Annotated in this window: 21 protein-coding genes and 1 pseudogene; 14 read left to right on the forward strand and 8 right to left on the reverse strand. The window is 72.8% G+C overall.

What is annotated here, in order from left to right:
- Window positions 1-38: 38 nt before the first annotated feature.
- The 6 genes from ACFIF2_RS30850 to ACFIF2_RS30875 all read left to right on the forward strand — a co-directional run bounded on the left by ACFIF2_RS30850 (window position 39) and on the right by ACFIF2_RS30875 (window position 7,520).
- On the forward strand, window positions 39-2,513 hold the full coding sequence (locus tag ACFIF2_RS30850) for an alpha-L-arabinofuranosidase C-terminal domain-containing protein (protein WP_395576550.1): 2,475 nt from the start codon (window positions 39-41) through the stop codon (window positions 2,511-2,513).
- Between the two features lie 176 nt (window positions 2,514-2,689).
- A complete protein-coding gene (argC, locus tag ACFIF2_RS30855; protein ID WP_395576551.1) occupies window positions 2,690-3,718 on the forward strand; it encodes an N-acetyl-gamma-glutamyl-phosphate reductase in 1,029 nt (342 codons plus the stop codon).
- Window positions 3,715-4,866 carry a bifunctional glutamate N-acetyltransferase/amino-acid acetyltransferase ArgJ gene (argJ, locus tag ACFIF2_RS30860; protein ID WP_395576552.1) on the forward strand — a complete coding sequence of 384 codons (1,152 nt, stop codon included), beginning with the start codon at window positions 3,715-3,717 and terminating at the stop codon, window positions 4,864-4,866. Before argC ends, argJ begins: the two co-directional genes overlap by 4 nt.
- Window positions 4,863-5,771 (forward strand): acetylglutamate kinase, encoded by a 909-nt coding sequence (argB, locus tag ACFIF2_RS30865; protein WP_395576553.1) that lies wholly within the window; start codon window positions 4,863-4,865, stop codon window positions 5,769-5,771. The genes argJ and argB overlap by 4 nt, the downstream gene beginning before the upstream one ends.
- Window positions 5,768-6,973, forward strand: a complete 1,206-nt coding sequence (locus ACFIF2_RS30870) for an acetylornithine transaminase (protein ID WP_395576554.1) — start codon at window positions 5,768-5,770, stop codon at window positions 6,971-6,973. Before argB ends, ACFIF2_RS30870 begins: the two co-directional genes overlap by 4 nt.
- A gap of 7 nt (window positions 6,974-6,980) precedes the next feature.
- The gene (locus ACFIF2_RS30875; protein ID WP_395576555.1) at window positions 6,981-7,520 is read left to right on the forward strand and encodes an arginine repressor; all 540 of its coding nucleotides are present in this window, start codon (window positions 6,981-6,983) and stop codon (window positions 7,518-7,520) included.
- 260 nt (window positions 7,521-7,780) lie between these two features.
- On the opposite strand, the gene ACFIF2_RS30880 is transcribed toward ACFIF2_RS30875, so the two are convergent.
- The 5 genes and pseudogenes from ACFIF2_RS30880 to ACFIF2_RS30900 form a co-directional block, all read right to left on the reverse strand.
- Entirely contained in the window at window positions 7,781-8,518 is a 738-nt protein-coding gene (locus ACFIF2_RS30880) for an FAD:protein FMN transferase (RefSeq protein WP_395576583.1), read from the reverse strand.
- 64 nt (window positions 8,519-8,582) lie between these two features.
- A pseudogene (locus ACFIF2_RS30885) lies at window positions 8,583-9,020 on the reverse strand (FMN-binding protein); the annotation flags it as partial.
- A 28-nt stretch (window positions 9,021-9,048) separates the two neighbouring features.
- Window positions 9,049-10,431, reverse strand: coding sequence for a ferric reductase-like transmembrane domain-containing protein (locus ACFIF2_RS30890; protein WP_395576556.1), 1,383 nt, complete (start codon window positions 10,429-10,431; stop codon window positions 9,049-9,051).
- A gap of 88 nt (window positions 10,432-10,519) precedes the next feature.
- A complete protein-coding gene (locus ACFIF2_RS30895; RefSeq protein ID WP_395576557.1) occupies window positions 10,520-11,239 on the reverse strand; it encodes a L,D-transpeptidase in 720 nt (239 codons plus the stop codon).
- Window positions 11,240-11,242: 3 nt separating this feature from the next.
- On the reverse strand, window positions 11,243-11,830 hold the full coding sequence (locus tag ACFIF2_RS30900; protein ID WP_395576558.1) for a pyridoxamine 5'-phosphate oxidase family protein: 588 nt from the start codon (window positions 11,828-11,830) through the stop codon (window positions 11,243-11,245).
- 128 nt (window positions 11,831-11,958) lie between these two features.
- Here ACFIF2_RS30900 and argH point away from each other — a divergent pair, with 128 nt between their 5' ends.
- The 4 genes from argH (at window position 11,959) to ACFIF2_RS30920 (ending at window position 16,914) form a co-directional block, all read left to right on the forward strand.
- Window positions 11,959-13,392 (forward strand): argininosuccinate lyase, encoded by a 1,434-nt coding sequence (argH, locus tag ACFIF2_RS30905; protein ID WP_395576559.1) that lies wholly within the window; start codon window positions 11,959-11,961, stop codon window positions 13,390-13,392.
- A 355-nt stretch (window positions 13,393-13,747) separates the two neighbouring features.
- Entirely contained in the window at window positions 13,748-14,719 is a 972-nt protein-coding gene (locus ACFIF2_RS30910; protein ID WP_395576560.1) for an aldo/keto reductase, read from the forward strand.
- A 113-nt stretch (window positions 14,720-14,832) separates the two neighbouring features.
- A complete protein-coding gene (locus ACFIF2_RS30915) occupies window positions 14,833-15,378 on the forward strand; it encodes a TetR/AcrR family transcriptional regulator (protein ID WP_395576561.1) in 546 nt (181 codons plus the stop codon).
- 3 nt (window positions 15,379-15,381) lie between these two features.
- On the forward strand, window positions 15,382-16,914 hold the full coding sequence (locus tag ACFIF2_RS30920) for an MFS transporter (protein ID WP_395576562.1): 1,533 nt from the start codon (window positions 15,382-15,384) through the stop codon (window positions 16,912-16,914).
- Window positions 16,915-17,007: 93 nt separating this feature from the next.
- On the opposite strand, the gene ACFIF2_RS30925 is transcribed toward ACFIF2_RS30920, so the two are convergent.
- The gene (locus ACFIF2_RS30925; RefSeq protein WP_395576563.1) at window positions 17,008-17,679 is read right to left on the reverse strand and encodes a lysophospholipid acyltransferase family protein; all 672 of its coding nucleotides are present in this window, start codon (window positions 17,677-17,679) and stop codon (window positions 17,008-17,010) included.
- Window positions 17,680-18,188: 509 nt separating this feature from the next.
- Here ACFIF2_RS30925 and ACFIF2_RS30930 point away from each other — a divergent pair.
- The 3 genes from ACFIF2_RS30930 to ACFIF2_RS30940 all read left to right on the forward strand — a co-directional run bounded on the left by ACFIF2_RS30930 (window position 18,189) and on the right by ACFIF2_RS30940 (window position 20,491).
- On the forward strand, window positions 18,189-19,367 hold the full coding sequence (locus ACFIF2_RS30930) for a glycerophosphodiester phosphodiesterase (RefSeq protein WP_395576564.1): 1,179 nt from the start codon (window positions 18,189-18,191) through the stop codon (window positions 19,365-19,367).
- 74 nt (window positions 19,368-19,441) lie between these two features.
- Window positions 19,442-19,936, forward strand: coding sequence for an RNA polymerase sigma factor (locus ACFIF2_RS30935; RefSeq protein WP_395576565.1), 495 nt, complete (start codon window positions 19,442-19,444; stop codon window positions 19,934-19,936).
- Between the two features lie 57 nt (window positions 19,937-19,993).
- Window positions 19,994-20,491, forward strand: coding sequence for a GNAT family N-acetyltransferase (locus ACFIF2_RS30940; protein WP_395576566.1), 498 nt, complete (start codon window positions 19,994-19,996; stop codon window positions 20,489-20,491).
- Between the two features lie 31 nt (window positions 20,492-20,522).
- Here ACFIF2_RS30940 and ACFIF2_RS30945 read toward each other — a convergent pair whose 3' ends face one another.
- Window positions 20,523-20,945 carry a hypothetical protein gene (locus ACFIF2_RS30945; RefSeq protein WP_395576567.1) on the reverse strand — a complete coding sequence of 141 codons (423 nt, stop codon included), beginning with the start codon at window positions 20,943-20,945 and terminating at the stop codon, window positions 20,523-20,525.
- 1 nt (window position 20,946) lies between these two features.
- The gene (locus tag ACFIF2_RS30950; RefSeq protein WP_395576568.1) at window positions 20,947-21,306 is read right to left on the reverse strand and encodes a hypothetical protein; all 360 of its coding nucleotides are present in this window, start codon (window positions 21,304-21,306) and stop codon (window positions 20,947-20,949) included.
- 166 nt (window positions 21,307-21,472) lie between these two features.
- Here ACFIF2_RS30950 and ACFIF2_RS30955 point away from each other — a divergent pair, with 166 nt between their 5' ends.
- The gene (locus tag ACFIF2_RS30955) at window positions 21,473-22,123 is read left to right on the forward strand and encodes an HAD family hydrolase (RefSeq protein WP_395576569.1); all 651 of its coding nucleotides are present in this window, start codon (window positions 21,473-21,475) and stop codon (window positions 22,121-22,123) included.
- Window positions 22,124-22,126: the final 3 nt, after the last annotated feature.

Raw genomic sequence — 22,126 nt, forward strand, 5'->3', positions numbered from 1 at the left:
CGATATTTCGAACGACTAGTGAGAGCCGCGGAGTATCCATGTCACGCACCCGCTGGAGACTCGGTCTCAGCGTCACCGCCCTCCTGACGGCCTCGGCCCTGCTGCCGTCGCCGGCGCACGCGGAGGCCGTCACCGACTACACGATCACCGTCGACCCGTCCGCCGAGGGCGCCGCGATCGACGACACGATGTACGGCGTCTTCTACGAGGACATCAACCGCGCCGCCGACGGCGGCCTGTACGCCGAACTCGTGCAGAACCGGTCCTTCGAGTACTCCACCGCCGACAACGCCTCGTACACGCCGCTCACCTCCTGGGCGGCCGACGGCACGGCCGAGGTGCGGGACGACGCCGGCCGGCTCAACGACCGCAACCGCAACTACCTCTCCCTCGGCGCCGGTTCGTCCGTCACCAACAGCGGCTACAACACCGGCGTCCACGTGGCGCAGGGCAAGAAGTACGACTTCTCGGTGTGGGCCCGGGCCGCCGCCGGCACGACCCTCACCGTCACCCTGCGGGACGCCGCGGGCACGCTCGCGCAGGTGCGCCAGGTGGCCGCGAAGGGTGAGTGGCGCAAGTACACCGCCACCTTCACCGCGACCCGCACCAGCAACCGGGGCCGGCTCGCCGTGGCCACCACCGCGCCGGCCGCCCTCGACATGGTCTCCCTCTTCCCCCGCGACACCTACAAGGGCCAGTCCAACGGCCTGCGCAAGGACCTCGCCGAGAAGATCGAGGCCCTGAACCCCGGTTTCCTGCGCTTCCCCGGCGGCTGCCTGGTCAACACCGGCTCCATGGCGGACTACAGCGAGGCGAGCGGCTGGCAGCGCGAGCGCAGCTACCAGTGGAAGGACACCATCGGCCCGGTCGAGGAGCGCGCCACCAACGCCAACTTCTGGGGCTACAACCAGAGTTACGGCCTCGGCTACTACGAGTACTTCCGCTTCGCGGAGGACATCGGCGCCATGCCGCTGCCCGTCGTCCCCGCCCTGGTCACCGGCTGCGGCCAGAACCGGGCCACCGACGACGACGCGCTGCTGAAGCGGCACATCCAGGACACCCTGGACCTGATCGAGTTCGCCAACGGCCCCCGCACCAGCACGTGGGGTGCCAAGCGCGCCGCGATGGGCCACCCGGCGCCCTTCGGCCTCACCCACATCGGCGTCGGCAACGAGGAGAACCTGCCCCGGGAGTTCATGGCCCGCTTCAAGCAGTTCCGCACCGCCATCGAGGCGAAGTACCCGGACATCACCGTCGTCTCCAACTCCGGCCCGGACGACTCCGGCACCACCTTCGACACCGCCTGGCAGCTGAACCGCGAGGCCGGCGTCGACATGGTCGACGAGCACTACTACAACAGCCCGCAGTGGTTCCTCCAGAACAACGACCGCTACGACACGTACGACAGGAAGGGCCCCAAGGTCTTCCTCGGCGAGTACGCCTCCCAGGGCAACGCCTGGAAGAACGCCCTGTCCGAGGCCGCGTTCATGACCGGCCTCGAACGCAACGCGGACATCGTCAAGCTCGCCTCCTACGCCCCGCTGCTCGCCAACGAGGACTACGTGCAGTGGAGCCCGGACATGATCTGGTTCAACAACCACGCGTCCTGGAACTCGGCCAACTACGAGGTCCAGAAGCTGTTCATGAACAACACCGGTGACCGCGTCGTCCCCTCGCGGGCGACCGGCACGCCGGACGTCAGCGGCCCCATCACCGGCGCCGTCGGCCTGTCGACCTGGGCGACCAGCGCGGCGTACGACGACGTGAAGGTGACGTCGGCCGACGGGAGGACCCTCCTGGCCGACGACTTCTCCGGTGACGCGTCGCGGTGGACGCACACGGGCTCCGGAAGCTGGACCGTCCAGGACGGCGCCTACGTCCAGACGGACGCCGCCGCCGAGAACACCCTGGTCACGGCGGGCGACCCGGCCTGGAAGGACTACGACCTGCACGTGAAGGCCACCAAGAAGTCCGGCAAGGAGGGCTTCCTCGTGGCCTTCGGCGTCAAGGACACCGGCAACTACTACTGGTGGAACCTGGGCGGCTGGAACAACACCCAGTCCGCCGTCGAGCAGGCCTCCGACGGCGGCAAGTCGACCCTCCTGTCCAAGGCCGGGTCGATCGAGACGGGCCGCGCCTACGACATCGACGTCAAGGTGCGGGGCCGCCAGGTGACCCTCTTCCTCGACGGGAAGGAGTGGGGGAGCTTCACCGACGACAAGCCGGCCGAGCCGTTCCGCCAGATCGTGACCGAGGACGAGCGCACCGGCGAGCTGGTCGTCAAGGTGGTCAACGCCCAGGACACGGCGGCCCGCACGGCCGTCGACCTCGGCGGGGCCGAGGTCGCCTCCAAGGCCCGCGTCACCACGCTGGCCGCCGACCAGGACGCGGTGAACACGGAGACGGACACCCCGGTGACCCCGGTGCGGTCCACCTTCTCGGGTGTGGCGAGCGAGTTCACGTACACCTTCCCGGCGAACTCGGTGACGTTCCTGCGGATCCGGCAGCGGTAGCCGGTCCGGCCCCGGACGGACGGCCGCACCCACGGGTGCGGCCGTCCCCGTGTCCCGGCCCCGGCACATCCGCCGGGCCCGCCCCGGCCCCGCTCGGTGAGCGGAGCCGCACGCCGCCGCCTTTGCATAAACGTGCGTCGTTACGTATAGTCATGCCATCGAGGATGGAGGACGTCATGGCGGTACGTGCGGCGGTGGCCGGAGCGAGCGGGTACGCGGGCGGTGAGCTGCTGCGTCTGCTGCTCGCGCACCCCGAGGTCGAGATCGGCGCCCTGACCGGCAACTCCAACGCCGGACAGAAGCTCGGCGCGCTCCAGCCGCACCTGCTGCCGCTGGCCGGCCGGGTGCTGGAGCCGACCACGCCCGAGGTGCTCGCCGGGCACGACGTCGTGTTCCTCGCGCTGCCGCACGGGCAGTCCGCCGCCGTCGCCGAGCGGCTCGGGCCGGACGTCCTCGTGGTCGACATGGGCGCCGACTTCCGGCTGAAGGACGCCGGCGACTGGGAGCGGTTCTACGGCTCCCCGCACGCCGGCACCTGGCCCTACGGCCTTCCCGAACTGCCGGGTGCCCGCGCCGCGCTGGAGGGGTCCAGGCGTGTCGCGGTGCCCGGTTGCTACCCGACCGCCGTGTCGCTGGCGCTCTTCCCGGCCTACGCCGCCGCGCTCGCCGAGCCCGAGGCCGTGATCGTCGCAGCCTCCGGCACCTCCGGCGCGGGCAAGGCGGCCAAGCCGCACCTGCTGGGCAGCGAGGTCATGGGCTCCATGTCGCCGTACGGCGTCGGCGGCGGCCACCGCCACACCCCCGAGATGATCCAGAACCTCGGCGCGGTCGCCGGCGAGCCGGTCTCCGTCTCCTTCACGCCGACCCTCGCGCCGATGCCCCGCGGCATCCTCGCCACCTGCACCGCGAAGGCCAAGCCCGGCGTCACCGCCGAGTCCGTCCGCGCCGCCTACGAGAAGGCGTTCGCCGACGAGCCCTTCGTCCACCTGCTGCCCGAGGGCCAGTGGCCCGCGACCGCGTCCGTCTACGGTTCCAACGCCGTTCAGGTGCAGGTCGCGTACGACGCCGCTGCGGGACGCATCATCGCCATCAGCGCCATCGACAACCTGGCCAAGGGCACCGCGGGCGGTGCCGTCCAGAGCATGAACCTCGCCCTGGGTCTCGACGAGACCACCGGACTGACGACGATCGGAGTCGCGCCGTGAGTGTGACGGCAGCAAAGGGATTCACGGCGGCCGGGATCGCCGCCGGGATCAAGGACAGCGGCAGCCCCGACCTGGCCCTCGTGGTCAACACCGGCCCCCGCCGCGCCGCCGCCGGCGTCTTCACCTCCAACCGCGTCAAGGCCGCGCCGGTCCTGTGGTCCGAGCAGGTGCTCAGGAGCGGGCAGGTCTCCGCCGTCGTCCTCAACTCCGGCGGCGCCAACGCCTGCACCGGCCCCAAGGGCTTCCAGGACACCCACGCCACCGCGGAGAAGGTCGCGGAGGTGCTCGGCACGGGGGCCGGAGAGGTCGCCGTCTGCTCCACCGGGCTCATCGGCGTCCTGCTGCCCATGGACAAGCTGCTCCCCGGCGTCGAGACCGCCGCCGGTCAGCTCTCCGAGCACGGCGGTGAGAAGGCCGCCATCGCCATCAAGACCACCGACACCGTCCACAAGACGTCCGTCGTGACCAAGGACGGCTGGACCGTCGGCGGCATGGCCAAAGGCGCCGGCATGCTCGCGCCGGGCCTCGCCACCATGCTCGTCGTCCTCACCACCGACGCCGACCTGGAGGCCGGGGTGCTCGACCGAGCCCTGCGCGACGCCACCCGGGTCACCTTCGACCGCGTCGACTCCGACGGCTGCATGTCCACCAACGACACCGTGCTGCTGCTCGCCTCCGGCGCCGCCGGCGTCACCCCTCAGTACGCCGACTTCGCCGAGGCCGTCCGCAGCGTCTGCGACGACCTCGGGCAGCAGCTCATCCGGGACGCCGAGGGCGCCAGCAAGGACATCAGGGTCGAGGTCGTGAACGCCGCGACCGAGGACGACGCCGTCCAGGTGGGCCGCACCATCGCCCGCAACAACCTGCTCAAGTGCGCCCTCCACGGCGAGGACCCCAACTGGGGCCGCGTCCTCTCCGCGATCGGCACCACGTCCGCCGCGTTCGAGCCCGACCGCCTCAACGTCGCGATCAACGGCGTCTGGGTCTGCAAGAACGGCGGCGTCGGCGAGGACCGCGAGCTGGTCGACATGCGCTACCGCGAGGTCCACATCGTGGCCGACCTGGCCGCCGGCGACGCCACGGCCACCATCTGGACCAACGACCTCACCGCCGACTACGTCCACGAGAACAGCGCGTACTCGTCATGAGCACCACTCGCAAGCACACCGCGCTCCCCAAGGCCCAGATCCTCATCGAGGCGCTGCCCTGGCTGACCCGGCACCACGGCAAGACCGTCGTCATCAAGTTCGGCGGCAACGCCATGATCGACGAGGACCTCAAGGCCGCCTTCGCCCAGGACGTCGTCTTCCTGCGCCACGCCGGTCTCAAGCCCGTCGTCGTGCACGGCGGTGGCCCGCAGATCAGCAAGGCGCTCGACAAGGCCGGCATCGTCAGCGAGTTCAAGGCCGGCCTGCGCGTCACCACCGAGGACGCCATGGACGTCGTACGGATGGTGCTGGCCGGGCAGGTGCAGCGTGAGCTGGTCGGGCTGCTCAACCAGCACGGGCCGCTCGCCGTCGGCCTCACCGGCGAGGACGCGCACACCATCACCGCCATCCGGCACCGGCCCGAGATCGACGGCGAGTCCGTCGACATCGGCCGGGTCGGCGAGATCACCGAGATCGACACCGGCGCCATCGAGGCCCTGCTCGCCGACGGCCGCATCCCGGTCGTCTCCTCGATCGCCCGTTCCCAGGACGACGGACATGTCTACAACGTCAATGCTGATACGGCGGCTGCGGCACTCGCTGCGGCGCTCGGCGCCGAGACTCTCATGGTCCTCACCGACGTCGAGGGCCTCTACGAGGACTGGCCGAACTCCGACGAGGTGATCAGCCGCCTCACCGCCGCCCAGCTGGAGAAGCTGCTGCCCGAGCTGTCCAGCGGCATGGTGCCGAAGATGGAGGGCTGCCTGCACGCCGTACGCAACGGCGTCACCAACGCCCGGGTCATCGACGGCCGGGTCCAGCACTCGATCCTGCTGGAGATCTTCACCGACGAGGGCATCGGCACGATGGTCGTGCCCGACGAGCAAGAGGGGGATGCCGCATGACCAACCAGGAGCTGACCGCCCGCTGGCAGGGCGCGCTCATGAACAACTACGGCACCCCGCGCCTGCCCCTGGTGCGCGGCGAGGGATCCCGGCTGTGGGACGCCGACGGCAAGGAGTACCTGGACTTCGTCGGCGGCATCGCGGTCAACGCGCTCGGCCACGCCCACCCGGCGGTGGTCGACGCGGTCAGCCGGCAGATCGCCTCCCTCGGCCACGTCTCCAACCTCTTCGTCGCCGAACCGCCCGTCGCGCTCGCCGAACGGCTGCTCCAGCGCTTCGGCCGGGACGGCAAGGTCTTCTTCTGCAACTCCGGCGCCGAGGCCAACGAGGGCGCCTTCAAGATCGGCCGGCTGACCGGGCGGCCGCACATGGTCGCCACCGACGGCGGCTTCCACGGCCGCACCATGGGCGCCCTGGCCCTCACCGGCCAGCCCGGCAAGCAGGCGCCCTTCCTGCCGCTGCCCGGCGACGTCACGCACGTCCCGTACGGCGACCCGCAGGCGCTGGCCGCCGCGGTCACCGACGAGACGGCCCTCGTGATCATCGAGCCGATCCAGGGCGAGAACGGCGTCGTCGTCCCGCCCCCCGGCTACCTGAAGGCCGCCCGCGCCATCACCGCCGCCACCGGCGCCCTGCTCGTCCTGGACGAGGTGCAGACCGGCGTCGGCCGGACCGGGCACTGGTTCGAGTACCAGGCCCACGAGGGCGTCCTGCCGGACGTCGTCACCCTCGCCAAGGGCCTCGGCGGCGGGCTGCCGCTCGGCGCCACCGTCGCCTTCGGCCGCGCCGCCGACCTCCTCCAGCCCGGCCAGCACGGCACCACCTTCGGCGGCAACCCGGTCGCCTGCGCCGCCGGCCTCGCCGTCCTCGACACGATCGCGGACGAGGGCCTGCTGGACAACGTCAAGCGGCAGAGCGAGAAGATCCGCGGCGCGGTCGAGGGCCTCGGCCACCCGCTGATCGCCCACGTCCGGGGCGCCGGCCTGCTCCTGGGTATCGTGCTCACCGGGCCGCTCGCACCGCAGGTGCAGCAGGCGGCCCAGGACGCCGGAATCCTGGTGAACGCGCCCGCACCCGATGTCGTACGGCTGATGCCGCCGCTGAACCTCGGCGACGACGTGGTGGACGCCTTCCTCGGGGCGCTGCCCGGCATCCTTGACCGGGCCCAGGCGGCCCACGGGGACGGACGATCCGGAGAATGAGACGACGATGAGCCAGGCGCAGGAGCACGAGCAGACCGGTGGGCCTGCCGTACCGCAGACCCGCACCGCACGCCACCGCCGGATCGTGGACATCCTCAACCGGCAGGCCGTGCGCTCCCAGAGCCAGCTGGCGAAGCTGCTCGCCGACGACGGCCTGACCGTCACGCAGGCGACGCTCTCCAGGGACCTGGACGAGCTGAACGCGGTCAAGATCCGCAACAACGACGGCGACCTCATCTACGCGGTGCCCAGCGAGGGCGGTTTCCGCACCCCGCGGGCGCCGCTCGGGGAGTCGGCGAAGGAGGAGCGGATGCGGCGGCTCTCCGCGGAGCTGCTGATCTCCGCTGAGGCGTCGGCGAACCTCGTGGTCCTGCGGACCCCTCCGGGGGCCGCGCAGTTCCTCGCCTCGGCGATCGACCAGGCGGAACTGCACGACATCCTGGGGACGATCGCGGGGGACGACACGCTGATGCTGATCAGCCGGGAGCCGACGGGCGGGCAGGCGTTGGCGGACCACTTGCTGCGGCTGGCCCAGAACGGGGGCTGAGCGCTGCGCGGCTCGTGCCGGTGGTGACGTGCGCGGGTGGTCGGTGGCCGGTCGCGCGGTTCCCCGCGCCCCGTAGCTGCGGGCAGTCGTGCCTCCCCCAGCGCCTGAACGGCCTGGGAGGTACCCCCAGGGCGGCACGGGTGGGCGGTGGGGGCCCCTCCCGCGCGAGCGATGCCGAGCGTGGGGGAGGCACGACTGCCGACGCGGGGGAGTGACACCCCGGTACCTCGGCCCCGGCGCCGGTCACCCACCAGCCACGCTCACCCCAGCCACCCCGCCAAACCCCCCGTGCACCGCACCTCGTCCCCCGCGGTGATCAGCAGCCCCTCCACCCCCTCCAGCGACTCCAGCCACCCCAACCCCTCCCGCGCCCCCATCGCGAACGCCGCCGTGGCCCAGCAGTCCGCCCACGTCAGCCGAGCCGCCACCACCGTCACCGCCACCAGGTCGGTCACCGCCGAGCGCCCCGTGCGCGGGTCGACGATGTGCGCGCCCCGCTCCGCCGAGCCGGACGTCGCCACGGCCAGCTCCCGCGCCCCCGCCGCCGACACGACCGCCGCCAGCCCACCCGGACGCAGCGGGTCCGACACCCCGACCCGCCACGGCCGCCCCGCCCCCGGTGCCCCGAGCACCTGCACGTCCCCGCCGCCGTTGACGCTGACGCCCGTCGCACCGGCCGCCGCGACCCGCCGGGCGGCGCGTTCCACGGCCCAGCCCTTGACGATCCCCGTCGGATCCAGCCGCCCCCCGTACGACGTGCTGAACCAGCCGTCGCTGACCCGCTCCGCCTCCGCCGCCAGCTCCAGCACCTCGGCGACCTCGGGCGCGCACGCGTCGACGGTCAGCTCACCCCGCGCAAGCCGCGCGACCTCGCTGTCCTCCCGGTAGGTGCTGAACACCTCGTCGACCCGGCGCAGCCCCGCGACCGCCTCGTCGAGCGCGCTGGTCACGGCCGTGGGATCCCCGCCGCGGACGTCGAAGGAGAAGACGGTCCCCATCGTCTCCTCCACCCGGCGCACCGCGGCGGGAGCCTGTGCGGATTCGGCCCCGGCGTCAGCCACCGGCCCGGTCCAGCGCCGACTGGAGGGACTGCTTGTACCCGGCGCTGGTGTAGGTGGCGCCGGAGACGGTGTCGATGTCGGCGCTGCCGGCGGCGAGGGCGGCCTGGTTGAGCTTGGGTACGGCGTCGGCGGTGATCTGGTCGCTCTGTCCGCCCCTGGGCGCCTGCACGGCCTCCGCGCCGGTGATCTTCCCGCCGCTGACCGTGAGCCGGACCTGCACGGGCCCGTACTGGGTACGGGCCGCGTCGCCGGTGACCGTGCCGGCGCCCGCGCCCCGGCCGCCCTGCGGCGACTGCGCGGCCGCCGGAGGGGCGGCGCCGCCCGCCGCCGAGGCGGAGCCCGGGTCGGACGCCGGTTTCAGCGACAGCAGCAGCACGATCCCGGACACGGTCGCGGCGCCGGCGAGCACGGCACGCCGAACGGGGTGGCTTTTCCTCATCTGTCCTGGGCTCCTGATGGTCCGTCGCTCACATCTCGAACGACTCGTGGTGGATACGGCGGGCGGGGACCCCCGCGCCGCGCAGTGCCTCGTACACCGACTGGGCGAAGCCGGGCGGCCCGCACAGGAAGACGTCGTGGCGGTCGATGTCCGGGATCTTGCGGCTCAGCGTCTGCGCGGAGATGTCCGGGCGCTCCCCGTCCGGACTGTTCACCGCGTACATCAGCCGCGCCCCGCGCTCGTCCGCGATCCCGGCCAGCTCGTCCCACAGCGCCAGGTCCTGGGTGCTGTTGGCCCGGTAGAGCAGGGTGATGTCACCGGACGCGCCGGGCAGCGTCTCGAACAGCGCCCGCATCGGCGTGATCCCCACCCCGCCCGCCACCAGCAGCACCTTGCCCCGGCTGCGGCGCTGGGCGGTCAGGGCGCCGTACGGGCCCTCCGCCCACACCCGGGTGCCGGGCTCCAGCTCGCGCAGCCGGGCACTGTGGTCGCCGATCGCCTTCACGGTGATCCGGAGCATGTCTGGGCGGGGCGCCGCCGACAGCGAGTACGGGTGGGAGCTGAACCGCATCCCCGGCGCCAGGAACCGCCAGCGGAAGAACTGCCCGGCCTGAGCGCCCATCCGGTGCAGCCTGCGCCCGCCGATCAGCACCGACACGATGCCGGGCGTCTCCTCGATCACCGCCTCGACGCGCATGCGGTGCCGCAGGTTGAGGCGGAGCGGGGTCAGCACGCGGTACCAGAGGACGAGCGCGGTCACCGTCCCGTACAGCGCGTACCAGACGGTCTTGGCGACCGGCTCGACGGCGAAGTCGTTGCCGGTGGTGAGCTGGTGCCAGAACGTGAGGAACACCGCCACGTAGGTGAGCAGGTGCACGTGGTACCAGGCGTCGTACGGGATCCGGCGGCGGACCGGGCCGGCGGACAGCAACCCGATGAGGACCAGCAGGCCGGTGCCTACGGCGGCCTTGCCCATGTCCGGCAGCTGGTTCACCGAGTCGGCCGTCTGCCCCACGATGTCGCCGAGGCCCCGGCCGGCCTGGGCGGCGTACCCCCACATGATCAGGAAGACGTGGGCGAGGACCAGGCAGAGGGTGTAGCGGCCGGTCATGGCGTGCCAGCGGGCCACCCGGTCCGAGCCCACCCGCCGCTCCAGCGCCGGCACGCGCGCCATCTGGAGGACCACCAGCGCCATCAGGTAGCCGGCGAGCAGGCCGGTGATCCGGCCCGCGTTCAGGATCATGCCGGTCCGGTCGGAGATGGCGGGCGTGTTGCGCCACCACAGCCACAACACGCCCGCCGCGCCCGCCCACACGGCGAGCAGCAGGGGGACGGCGGGGGAGCGGCGGGGGCGGATGCGCCGCATCGTCTGGCGGCGGGCGGCACGGCCGCCGGCGAGCGTGGTGGTCACGGTTCCTCCGTGGGGACTTGGCCCTTGGCCCACAGATACGCGCCGCGCCACCCGAGCGTTCAGCCGGTCACGGTCCGCCCGCCCGGCTTCAGTAGCGGGTGATCGCCGTCGCCCCGCCCGAGGTGCCGATCGCGATGTGCGGTCGTCGCGCCGGGTCGGCCCACCGCAGGATGCGGCGCATCGCCTCCGCCGGCACGGACACGCAACCCGCCGTCGCCCCGCGCCCGTCGACGTGCAGGAAGATGCCCGCGCCGCGCCCGCGCACCGGGCGGTCGTAGTTGAAGCCGACGACCAGGGCGTGCGCGTACTGCGCCGTGTAGGTGATCAGGTGCTCGGCCTCGGCGGCGCGGCAGTCGGCGGGGCGGGGCTCGGCCCAGCGGTTGTAGGAGCGGGAGGCGTTGTCCTGGCACCACCAGGAGTCCGCACGCACCGGCCGGTAGCGGTACGCCGTCCCGCGCGGCGCCGGCCGGATGCCGAAGGCGTACGGCAGGTCGTACAGCCCGGTCGGGGTCGTGTTCGTGCCCTGGCGGCGCGTCGTCCCGTCGGCCAGCCCGCCGGCCCCGAAGCGGGCGGGCGCGGAACCGGCCTCCACCCACCGGCCGGTGCCCGGGCCGCCCCGGCGCTCCCACCAGGTGACCCGGCCCTCGGTCGCCCCGGTCTCCGGCGCGACCGCGGTGATCAGCTGCGTACCGCCGCCGGTGTCCGCCATCCGGGCCGGCAGCGGCCGGGGACCGGCCCTGTCGGCGGGCGCGGCACCGAGCACGAGGAGGGACGCGGACAGGAGGGCGGCGACTACACCGGGGCGCATGGCTCAGACGGTAGACGGGGGCAACGGCAGGGGCAGCCCGGGAAGGCCGTCCAGGCTCGTCGCGATGTGCTCCTTCTTGGTGAAGTACGCGCTCAGCGAGGCGTCGTCCTCCCGCGCGAACCGCTTCCCGTGCAGGTCGCGGTCGCTCTCGTAGGCCATGAAGGGCACGGCGTAACCACAGCTGTCGCGGACGAGTTCGGCGGTCACGACGATGATCGCGCGCAGCCCGTGAGCGGTGGGGTCGATGTCCGGGAAGCGGGTGAGCAGGTCGGGAAAGCGCGGGTCGTCGCGGAAGACCGGCTCGCCGCGGCCGTGCACCCGGACGATGTTCGGCGGCCCCTGGAAGGCGCACCACATCAGGGTGATCCGCCCGTTCTCCCGCAGGTGGGCGATGGTCTCCGAGGTGGAGCCGGCGAAGTCCAGGTAGGCCACGGTGAGTTCGTCGAGCACCGCGAAGGAGCCCCGCAGGCCCTTGGGCGAGAGGTTGACCGTGCCGTCCCCGGCGAGGGGTGCGGTGGCGGTGAAGAAGAGGGGCTGGGCCTCGATGAAGGTGCGGAGTCTGCCGTCGATGCGCTCATAAGTCTTTCCCATGTCTAACGATTATGGGTGGTGGGCGAACGGATGTCCGAGGAAATGCGGAGGTGGTCCTGGATTGACGAATCATGCAACGCTCTGCATACTCATGCATGGCAGCAATCGTACGGTGAGGAGCGACCCAAGTGAGCAGCAACAACGGTGACGTCCGGCTCTGGGGCGGCCGTTTCGCCGACGGTCCCGCCGAGGCGCTGGCGAAGCTGTCCGCGTCCGTCCACTTCGACTGGCGGCTCGCGCCCTACGACATCGCCGGTTCGCGTGCCCACGCGCGCGTGCTGCACGCGGCGGGCCTGCTCACCGAGGACGAGCTGACCCGCATGATCGCCGGGCTCGACCGGCTCGAGGCGGACGTCGCCGACGGCTCCTTCACCGGCACCATCGCCGACGAGGACGTGCACACCGCCCTGGAGCGCGGCCTGCTGGAGCGGCTCGGCCCCGACCTCGGCGGCAAGCTGCGCGCCGGACGGTCCCGCAACGACCAGGTGGCGACCCTCTTCCGCATGTACCTGCGCGACCACGCCCGGACCGTCGGCGGTCTGATCGCCGACCTCCAGGACGCGCTGGTCGGCCTCGCCGAGGCCCACCCCGACGTGGCGATGCCCGGCCGCACCCACCTCCAGCACGCCCAGCCGGTGCTCTTCGCCCACCACGTCCTCGCCCACGTCCAGGCGCTGTCCCGGGACGCGGAGCGGCTGCGGCAGTGGGACGAGCGCACGGCCGTCTCGCCGTACGGGTCGGGCGCCCTGGCCGGTTCCTCCCTCGGCCTGGACCCCGAGGCCGTCGCCGAGGACCTCGGCTTCGAGCGCGGCAGCGCCGGCAACTCCATCGACGGCACGGCCTCCCGCGACTTCGTCGCCGAGTTCGCCTTCATCACCGCCATGATCGGCGTGAACGTCTCCCGGATCGCCGAGGAGATCATCATCTGGAACACGAAGGAGTTCTCCTTCGTGACGCTGCACGACGCCTTCTCCACCGGCTCGTCGATCATGCCGCAGAAGAAGAACCCGGACATCGCCGAGCTGGCCCGGGGCAAGTCCGGCCGCCTCATCGGCAACCTGACCGGCCTCATGGCCACCCTCAAGGCCCTCCCGCTCGCCTACAACCGGGACCTCCAGGAGGACAAGGAGCCGGTCTTCGACTCCATCGACCAGCTGGAGATCCTGCTCCCGGCCTTCACCGGCATGATGGCCACCCTCACCGTGCACCGCGAGCGCATGGCGGAGCTGGCCCCGGCCGGCTTCTCGCTCGCCACCGACATCGCCGAGTGGCTGGTCCGGCAGGGCGTCCCGTTCCGCGTCGCGCACGAGGTGGCCGGCGAGTGCGTGAAGGCCGCCGAGGCCGAGGGCAAGGAGCTGGACGAACTGACCGACGAGCAGTTCGCGAAGATCTCCGCCCACCTCACCCCCGAGGTCCGCTCGGTCCTCGACGTCGCCGGCGCCCTCGCCTCCCGCAACGGCCGCGGCGGTACGGCACCCAGCGCGGTCGCCGTCCAGCTCGCCGAGGTCAAGGCGGACGTGGCCGCCCAGCACGCGTGGGCCGGGGCGAAGAAGCGGGCCTGAGGACGGCGCCCCGGGGCGGGTACGGCGGAACCCCGCGACGGACCCCGGCCGGTCTGTTCCTCCCCGCCCCCCCGGGGGCGGACCCCGGCCGGTCCGTTCCTCCCCGCCCCCCCGGGGCGGACCCCGGCCGGTCCGTTTCTTCTCGACCTCCCGGGGTGAACCCCGGCGCGTCCGTTTCTCCCCGACTCCCCGGGGCGAACCCCGGCCGGTCCGTCTCCCTGGCCCACCGGAGACCTGGCCGGCCCGCCCCTCCCCGACCCACCGGACGGGCGAGCGCCGGCGTGAAGGTCATCAGGGGTTACGTTGGTCGAAGCCGTACCGAAGCCGTACCGGAGCCGACCGAACGGAGCCCGCGATGCCCTTCGCCCGTCTCGCGACCGCGACGACGCCCACCTGCCACATGGGCCTCGGCCTCGCCGCCGTCGGCCGCCCCGGCTACATCAACCTCGGCAGAGACCGCGACCTCGGTGCGGACCGCGGTGTCGAGTCCCTGCGCACCCGCACCCACGACCTCCTCGACGCCGCCTACGCGCAGGGCGTGCGCTACTTCGACGCGGCCCGCTCCTACGGCCGCGCGGAGGAGTTCCTCGCCGGCTGGCTCCGCGACCGCCCCGAGGCCGACGACGTGGTCGTCGGCAGCAAGTGGGGCTACACCTACACGGCCGACTGGTCGACCGAGGCCGAGCGGCACGAGGTCAAGGACCACGGCGCCGCCACCTACGAGCGTCAGCGCGCCGAGACCGACGCCCTGCTCGGCGACCGGCTCGACCTCTACCAGATCCACTCGCTGACCCCCGACAGCCCGGCGCTCACCGACAAGGACCTGCACCGCAGGCTGGCCGAGTCGGCCGCTCAGGGGGTCACCGTCGGCTTCTCCACCAGCGGCCCCGCCCAGGCCGACGCCATCCGCGCCGCGCTCGCCGTGACGGTCGACGGCGAGCCCCTCTTCCGTACCGTCCAGTCGACGTACAACGCGCTGGAGACCTCCGCCGGACCCGCGCTGGCCGAGGCGCACGAGGCCGGGCTCACCGTGATCGTCAAGGAGGGCATGGCCAACGGCCGCCTCGCCGAGCCGCACGCGCCCGCGGCCCTGCGGGCGGTGGCGGAGGAGACGACCCTGGGCTGCGACGCGGTCGCCCTCGCCATGGTCCTGCGGCAGCCCTGGGCCGGTGTGGTCCTCTCCGGTGCCGCGACCGTGAACCAGCTCGGCTCCAACCTGCACGCCGCCGTGGTCGACCTCGACGACGACCAGGTGGCCCGCCTCGACGCGCTCGTCGAGGAGCCGGACGCCTACTGGGAACGGCGCGGGCGGCTGCCCTGGCACTGAGCCCCTCGGCGAGGCCCTTCGTGACCGACCCCGAGAGGCCCAAAAGGCCCGAGAGGTGAGTCACGCATGCCCAGGATGAGACAAAGATGTCTCATGTGGGGTACCGTTGTCTCATGGCCGTTGATCGTGACCAGGTCCTGCGCAGCGCCGCGGCCCTGCTGACCCGCAAATCCACCGCGACCATGGACGAGGTCGCCAGGGCGGCCGGGCTGAGCCGGGCCACGCTGCACCGGCACTTCGCCGGGCGCGACGCCCTGGTCCGGGCGCTGGAGTCGCTCGGCATCGCCGAGTGCGAGGCCGCGCTGAACGCGGCCCGCCTGGACGACGGGCCGGCGGCCGACGCGCTGCGCCGGCTCGTGCGCGAGATCGAGCCCGCCGCCGGACTGCTCGCCTTCCTCTACACCGAGAACCAGCTGTTCGAGGGCGAGGAGCAGAACGAGGGCTGGGCCCGCCTCGACGCCCGGATGGCCGCGCTCTTCCGCCGTGGCCAGGACAGCGGCGAGTTCCGCATCGACCTCACCCCGGCCTGGCTCACCGAGGCCCTCTACGGACTGCTGGGCGCCTGCGCCTGGGCCGTGACCGAGGGCCGCGTGGCCCGCAACGACTTCACCCACATGATCGTCGAGCTGCTGCTCGGCGGCGCACTTCGGAGAGAGTGAACCATGACCCGCACCCTGCGGCCGGACCGGACGACCGAGGCGGTGAAGCGCCCCGGACGCTGGCTGGCGCTGTCCGTCCTCGTCCTGGCCGTGCTGCTGGTGGCCGTCGACGCGACCGTGCTCGGTCTCGCGACCCCCTACATCAGTGAGGACCTCGCCCCCTCCGGCACCCAGCTGCTCTGGATCGGCGACGTCTACTCCTTCGTCATCGCCGGTCTGCTCGTCTCGATGGGCAGCCTCGGCGACCGCATCGGCCGCAAGCGCATCCTGCTCGTCGGAGCCACGGCGTTCGGCGCGATATCCGTCCTCAACGCCTACGCGCACACGCCCGAGCTGATGATCGTCGCCCGGGCCCTGCTGGGCGTCGCGGGCGCCACCCTGATGCCCGCCACCCTCGCCCTGATCCGCAACCTCTTCCACGACGCGCGCGAGCGCAGCCTCGCCATCGGCATCTGGGGCGCGGCCGCCTCGGCCGGCGCGGCGGTCGGCCCGGTCGTCGGCGGGTTCCTGCTGGAGCACTTCTGGTGGGGCTCGGTCTTCCTGATCAACCTGCCCGTGATGGCCGTCCTGGTCGTCGTCGGCGTCAAGATGCTGCCCGAGTCCCGCAACCCGAACCCGGGCCCGTGGGACATGCGCAGCGTCGCCCTCTCCCTCATCGGCATGATCGGTGTCGTGTACGCCGTCAAGGAGGCCGCCGCGCACGGGTTCGCCTGGGCCACGCTCGCCGCGGGCCTGCTGGGCGCCGCCGCGCTCTACGGCTTCGTACGCCGGCAGCTCACCATGCCGACGCCGCTGCTCGACATGCGGCTCTTCCGCAGCCGCGGCTTCAGCGGCGCCGTCCTGGCCGACCTGCTGACCATCCTGGGCCTGTCGGGGCTGGTCTTCTTCCTCTCCCAGTACCTGCAACTCGTCCAGGGCAGGCGTCCCTTCGAGGCGGGCCTGGCCGAACTCCCCGCCGCGATCGGCGCGGTGGTGGCCGGTCTGATCGCGGGGCGCGCGGCCCGGCGCTTCTCGGTGCGTGCCGTGGTCGCGGGCGGTCTGGCCGCCGTCGGACTCGCGCTCGCCGCGCTGACCGTCATCGGACAGGACACCGGCTACCCGCTGCTCGGCGCGGCCCTGCTGGTCGTCGGCGTCGGCGCCGGGTTCTCCTTCACCGTCACCGCCGACGTGATCCTCTCCAGCGTGCCCAAGGAGCAGGCGGGCGCCGCCTCCGCGGTCTCCGAGACGGCGTACGAACTCGGCGCGGCCCTCGGCATCGCGGTGCTCGGCTCGATCGTCACCGGCGTCTACCGCGACTTCACCGGCCCGGCGGGCACCCCGGACGCGGCCCACGAGTCCCTGGGCGGCGCGGTGGAGGCCGCCGCCCACCTCCCCGCCCCGACGTCCGAGGCCCTGCTGGACGCCGCCCGCCAGGCCTTCGTCGACGGTCTGACGCTCGCGGCGGGCGTCGGCGCGGCGGTCCTCCTGGCCGCGGCCGTGGTCGCCTGGTTCCTGCTCCGCGGTCAGCGGCTGGAGGACGGTTTGGAGCACCCGTGACCCGCGAGGAGCCCGGACACACGGACGGCGGGTCGCTTCCGGGCGACCCGCCGTCCGTGCGTTCCGCGGCGCCGGGCCGCCTGTTCGGCGGTGCTACGCCGCCTTCGCCTTGCTCGCGTACATGTCCACGTATTCCTGGCCGGACAGCCGCATGACCTCGGTCATCACGGAGTCGGTCACGGCCCGCAGGACGTAGCGGTCGCGGTCCATGCCCTCGTAGCGGGAGAACTCCATCGCCTCGCCGAAGCGGACCGTGACCTTGCCCGGCCGGGGCAGGCCCGCGCCGCCCGGCTGGAGCTTGTCGGTGCCGATCATGGCGAACGGGACCACGGGGGCCCCGGTCATCAGGGTGAGCCGGGCGATGCCGGTGCGGCCCCGGTAGAGGCGGCCGTCGGGGGAGCGGGTGCCCTCCGGGTAGATGCCGAAGACCCGGCCCTCCTCCAGCACCCGGCGGCCGGTCATCAGCGCCGCGACCCCGCCCCGGCCGCCGTCGCGGTCGACCGGGATCATGCCGACGCCGGTGAAGAACCACGCCATCAGCCGGCCCTTGAGGCCCTTGCCGGTGACGTACTCGTCCTTGCCGATGAAGAAGACCTGCCGGTCGCAGACAAGCGGCAGGATCATCGAGTCGATGAAGGTGAGGTGGTTGCCGGCCAGGATCACCGGACCGCCGCCCGGAATGTTCTCCACGCCCTCCACCCGTGGGCGGAACATCAGGCGCATGATCGGACCGAGCACTGCCTTGATGAGCGCGAAGCGGGACAACGGGTCCTCCGGTGTCGGGGATACGGTATGAGTCTGTGCAGGTGAGGACATTACTCGCGGCCCAGGGGGTCACGCACGTCGGGTCATCCGGGTCTTACACGGTGTTGACATGCGTTCACCTGCGGTGCGGTGGCCCCGCCCGGCCGTAACGCCCCCACGAGGATGTGAGGCAGGTCGCGTCCGCGAGGACCGGCGCCGGCGATCCGAGGGTGCGGACACGGCCCGGATCGAACCACAGGCACCGCGCGGAGTCCGCGAGGCGCGCCGCCGGGAGCCCTGCCGCACGGTCACCGGTCCCGCCGGGCACCGCCGCCACGAACGCGGCCACCGACCGGGTACCCCGCCCGGCCGCCCCGAAGCCGACGGCACGTCAGACATCCCGCCCCACGGGCCCCTCCACGCCCACGCGACATCCGCACGCACCCGCGTGTTCCGGCCGCGGTCTCCCGCTCGTCATGTACGCGCCCCTACGATCGGCGCGCACCGACGGTCAACCACAGGAGGCCCCGATGGGAACGCAGGAGTCGGACGAGCAGGCGGGCGGCGGCACCGGACGGCGGGCGCTCCTGTCGGCGGCGGTGCTCGGCGCGGGCGGAGCGGTACTGGGCCTGTCCGGCACGGCGAGAGCCGCCGGCCCCCGGCACGAGGGCGGACACGGCGGCGGCGTCAAGGGCCTGCCCGTGCCCACCGTCATCGGTCACCGCGGCGCCAGCGGCTACCGCCCCGAGCACACCCTCGGCGCCTACGAACTCGCCCTCGACATGGGCGCCGACATCGTCGAGGCCGGCGACCTGGTCCCCACCAAGGACGGCCACCTGGTCTGCCGGCACGAGCCGGAGATCGGCGGCACCACGGACGTCGCCGACCACCCCGAGTTCGCCGACCGCAAGCGCACCAAGCTGCTCGACGGCGTCTCCACCACCGGCTGGTTCACCGAGGACTTCACGCTCGCCGAGCTCAAGACGCTCCGCGCGAGCGAACGCATCCCGGCCAACCGCCCGCACAACACCCTCTACGACGGCCGCTGGGAGATCCCCACCTTCGAGGAGGTGCTGCGCTGGCAGAACGAGCAGACCCGCGAGCGCGGCAAGCAGGTCTGGATCTACCCCGAGCTCAAGCACCCCACCTACTTCCGCAAGCTGGGCCTCGGCACGGAGGAGCGCCTCGCCAGGCTGCTGCGCAAGTACGGCAAGGACAAGAAGAACTCGCCCGTCATCATCCAGTCCTTCGAGCCCACCAGCATCCAGCGGATGAACCGGCTCGTCGGCAACCCCCTCGCCGTCCTGCTGTCCGGCGCGAAGAGCCGCCCCTGGGACTTCGTGGACAACGGCGACCCGCGCACGACCGCCGACCTCATCACGCCCGCCGGCCTGAAGGAGATCGCCTCCTACGCGCAGGGCATCGGCCCGACCCTGGACCTGATCATCCCGCGGGACTCCGCCGGGCGGCTCACCGAGCCGACCACGCTGGTCCGCGACGCGCACCGCGCGGGCCTGATCCTGCACCCCTACACCCTGCGCAACGAGAACCCCTTCCTCCCCGCGGACTTCCGCAAGGGAACCGACCCCGACGCCTACGGCGACGTCTTCGGCGCCTGCCGCGCCTACTTCGCCACCGGCATCGACGGCGTCTTCACCGACCACCCGGACACCGCCCTGCTGGCCCGCGAGGACTTCGTCAACGGCTGAGCGCGCCAGACCGGTTGGAGTGACCTTCGGCCGCCCGGGCAACCCGCCGCCCGGGCGGCCGCGTCGATCCGCATATGACGCACGACCTGGTCACCCTCCTGCGCCCCCTGCTCACCGCCGAGGCATCGGCCGAGGCATATGCGTCCGGGACCGAACCCGGCGACCTCGAACAGGCGGTGTGGCTGCGCCTCCTGGAACGCCTGGAGGCCGACGGGCCGCCCCGCGACCCGCAGGGCTGGCTGCGCAGGGCCGTCCGCACCGAGGCCCGCCGCACCCGCCGCCACAGCCGCGCCGAGCGGCCGTACGAGACCGAACCGGTCGGCGCCGCCGAGCACGAGCCGGAACAACTGGCGCTCACCGCGGCCCGCCACCGCGCCCTGCGCGACGCCGTGCGCCGGCTGCCCGGCCGCTGCCCCCGGCTGCTGGAGGCGCTGCTGTCGCCCAAGGACCTCACATACCGGGAGATCGCGGGGGAGTTGGGTATCTCACAAGGCAGTCTTGGCCCGGAACGTTCCCGATGTCTGGGATGTCTGCGTCGCTTGCTGGCGCCGGAGGTTGCGGCGCGCTGAGGACGGGGATAGGAGTGGGGGACCACAGCGGATCAGGTGAGCGGGAGGCATGCACACATGGGCATGAGCGTGACCATCTCGGCGGCGACCGAACAGGATGCCGAGCAGATCTTCCGGCTGCAGTACCTCTGCTTCCAGAGCGAGGCGGCGCTGTACGGCAACTACCGCATCGACCCGCTCGTCCAGACCCTCGACTCGGTGCGCGAGGAAGTCGCCGCCGACTGCGTCTTCGTGGCGCGGCTCGGCGACGAGGTCGTCGGTTCGGTGCGGGGCCGGGTGGCCGAGGACGGGGCCGCCGCCATCGGCAAGCTGTGCGTCCATCCCCGGCTCCAGGGCCACGGGATCGGCGCCCGACTGCTGCGGGCCGCCGAGTCCGCGCTCACCGAGGAGCGGGGCGCCAAGCGCTTCCGCCTGCACACCGGGCACCGCAGCGAGAGCAACCTGCGGCTGTACCGGCGGGTCGGCTACGAGACGGTGGGGACCGCGCAGGGCGCGGACGGCGTCCCCATGATCGTCCTGGAGAAGCCGGCCGGCGCGTACGCCACCACGGCCTGAGGCGCGGGGCCGCGTTCCGGGCCCGAGGCCGCTACGCGGTGCGGGCCCGGCGCAGCCAGTACACGGCCGACAGCGGCAGCAGCACGGGGATGAAGAGGTACCCCATGCCGTAGTCCGACCACACGGTCGCGTCGGGGAAGGCGGACGGCTCCACCAGCGTCCAGGTGCCCACGGTCAGCACGCCCACCAGCTCGGCGACACAGCACACCAGCGCCGCCCTGCGGGCCCGCTCACCGCCGCGCACCAGGGTGTACGTGATGAAGCCGTAGACGACGCCCGCGAGGGCCGACAGCGTGTAGGGGAGCGGCGCCCGGTCGAACTCGGTCCCGATCTGGTACGCGGACCGCGACACGGCGCCCACGACCATCACGCCGTACAGCCACACCAGCAGGATGCCAGGGCCGCCGATCAGCCGCTTCCCGCCCCGCTCCCGCTCCTGCTCCGTCGCCGCCATCTCAGCCTCCCCAGATGTCGAACAGCCGCACCTCGAGGACGGCGAGGACGACACCGCCGGCGGCGACCGTCACCGAACCCCAGCGGGTGCGCTCGGCCAGCGACATGAACCCCGCCGCCGGAACACAGGCGAAGGCGCCCAGCAGATACGCCACGAAGATCGTCGTGCCCTGCTCCGGCTTCTCGCCCCGCGCCAGCTGCACGATCCCGGCCACGAGCTGGATCAGCGCCAGCACGGTGACCACGGCCATGCCGATGAAGTGCCAGTCCTTCGTCGGCTGGTCACGGTAGGCCGCCCAGCCGCACCAGGCGGCGAGCAGCAGCGCGGCGACGCCGGTCGCCGGCGTCAGGACGTCAAGCATGGCAGCGACCCTATTACGACCCAAAAGCCCCGCCGCCCCCGGCCCCGCCCCGCGCCGCCCCCGGCCCGGTCCGACCCCGCCCCGGCTCACACTCGGGCCTCATGCCGGTGCACGCGGGCCGATGGTCCCGTCCGGCCCGGGGCGGACGCGCCGTAGGGTCGAGGGCATGAAGATCCACGCGCAGGCCCTCCTGTTCGACAACGACGGAACCCTCGTCTCCTCCCTCGACTCCGTGAGCCGCTGCTGGACCCGGTGGGCCGTCGAGTACGGGATCACGGCGGAGGAGTTCGCACGGGTCGAGCTGCACGGGCGGCCGGCCGCGGAGATAGCCGCCGACCTGCTGCCCGCCGAGGCCGTGCCGGACGCCGTCGCGCGGATCGAGCACCTGGAGGTCGAGGACGTGCCGAACGGCGGCGTGCACCTGCTGCCCGGCACCTGGGAGTTCCTCGGCGCGCTGCCGGCCCACCGCTGGGCCGTCGTCACCTCCGCCACCCGGCGGCTCGCCGAGGCCCGGCTCGGCGCCGTCGGCATCCTCCCCAAGACCCTGATCGCCGCCGACGACATCACCCGCGGCAAGCCCGACCCCGAGCCCTACCTGCTCGGCGCCCGCGCCCTGGGCGTCGACCCGGCCGCCTGCGTCGTCTTCGAGGACGCGCCCGCCGGACTCCGGTCGGGCCGCGCCGCCGGCATGACCACCGTGGCGTTGGCCACAACCCACCGCGCCGGTGAACTCGACGCCGACCTGGTGGTCACCGACCTGTCGGCCTTGTCGGTCCTGGTCACCGACGCCGGCGTGGAGATCTCCGCACGGGACTGATCC

The organism is Streptomyces sp. BK79 (genome assembly GCF_044142145.1).
In the GTDB taxonomy this organism is placed as follows: domain Bacteria; phylum Actinomycetota; class Actinomycetes; order Streptomycetales; family Streptomycetaceae; genus Streptomyces.

Excerpts from the sequence above, each read along its gene's own strand:
- ACFIF2_RS30850 (WP_395576550.1), top strand. The coding sequence starts at position 39 with ATGTCACGCACCCGCTGGAGACTCGGTCTCAGCGTCACCGCCCTCCTG.
- argC (WP_395576551.1), top strand. The coding sequence starts at position 2,690 with ATGGCGGTACGTGCGGCGGTGGCCGGAGCGAGCGGGTACGCGGGCGGT.
- argB (WP_395576553.1), top strand. The coding sequence starts at position 4,863 with ATGAGCACCACTCGCAAGCACACCGCGCTCCCCAAGGCCCAGATCCTC.
- ACFIF2_RS30870 (WP_395576554.1), top strand. The coding sequence starts at position 5,768 with ATGACCAACCAGGAGCTGACCGCCCGCTGGCAGGGCGCGCTCATGAAC.
- ACFIF2_RS30875 (WP_395576555.1), top strand. The coding sequence starts at position 6,981 with ATGAGCCAGGCGCAGGAGCACGAGCAGACCGGTGGGCCTGCCGTACCG.
- ACFIF2_RS30880 (WP_395576583.1), bottom strand. The coding sequence starts at position 8,518 with ATGGGGACCGTCTTCTCCTTCGACGTCCGCGGCGGGGATCCCACGGCC.
- ACFIF2_RS30895 (WP_395576557.1), bottom strand. The coding sequence starts at position 11,239 with ATGCGCCCCGGTGTAGTCGCCGCCCTCCTGTCCGCGTCCCTCCTCGTG.
- ACFIF2_RS30900 (WP_395576558.1), bottom strand. The coding sequence starts at position 11,830 with ATGGGAAAGACTTATGAGCGCATCGACGGCAGACTCCGCACCTTCATC.
- ACFIF2_RS30910 (WP_395576560.1), top strand. The coding sequence starts at position 13,748 with ATGCCCTTCGCCCGTCTCGCGACCGCGACGACGCCCACCTGCCACATG.
- ACFIF2_RS30915 (WP_395576561.1), top strand. The coding sequence starts at position 14,833 with ATGGCCGTTGATCGTGACCAGGTCCTGCGCAGCGCCGCGGCCCTGCTG.
- ACFIF2_RS30920 (WP_395576562.1), top strand. The coding sequence starts at position 15,382 with ATGACCCGCACCCTGCGGCCGGACCGGACGACCGAGGCGGTGAAGCGC.
- ACFIF2_RS30930 (WP_395576564.1), top strand. The coding sequence starts at position 18,189 with ATGGGAACGCAGGAGTCGGACGAGCAGGCGGGCGGCGGCACCGGACGG.
- ACFIF2_RS30935 (WP_395576565.1), top strand. The coding sequence starts at position 19,442 with ATGACGCACGACCTGGTCACCCTCCTGCGCCCCCTGCTCACCGCCGAG.
- ACFIF2_RS30940 (WP_395576566.1), top strand. The coding sequence starts at position 19,994 with ATGGGCATGAGCGTGACCATCTCGGCGGCGACCGAACAGGATGCCGAG.
- ACFIF2_RS30945 (WP_395576567.1), bottom strand. The coding sequence starts at position 20,945 with ATGGCGGCGACGGAGCAGGAGCGGGAGCGGGGCGGGAAGCGGCTGATC.
- ACFIF2_RS30950 (WP_395576568.1), bottom strand. The coding sequence starts at position 21,306 with ATGCTTGACGTCCTGACGCCGGCGACCGGCGTCGCCGCGCTGCTGCTC.
- ACFIF2_RS30955 (WP_395576569.1), top strand. The coding sequence starts at position 21,473 with ATGAAGATCCACGCGCAGGCCCTCCTGTTCGACAACGACGGAACCCTC.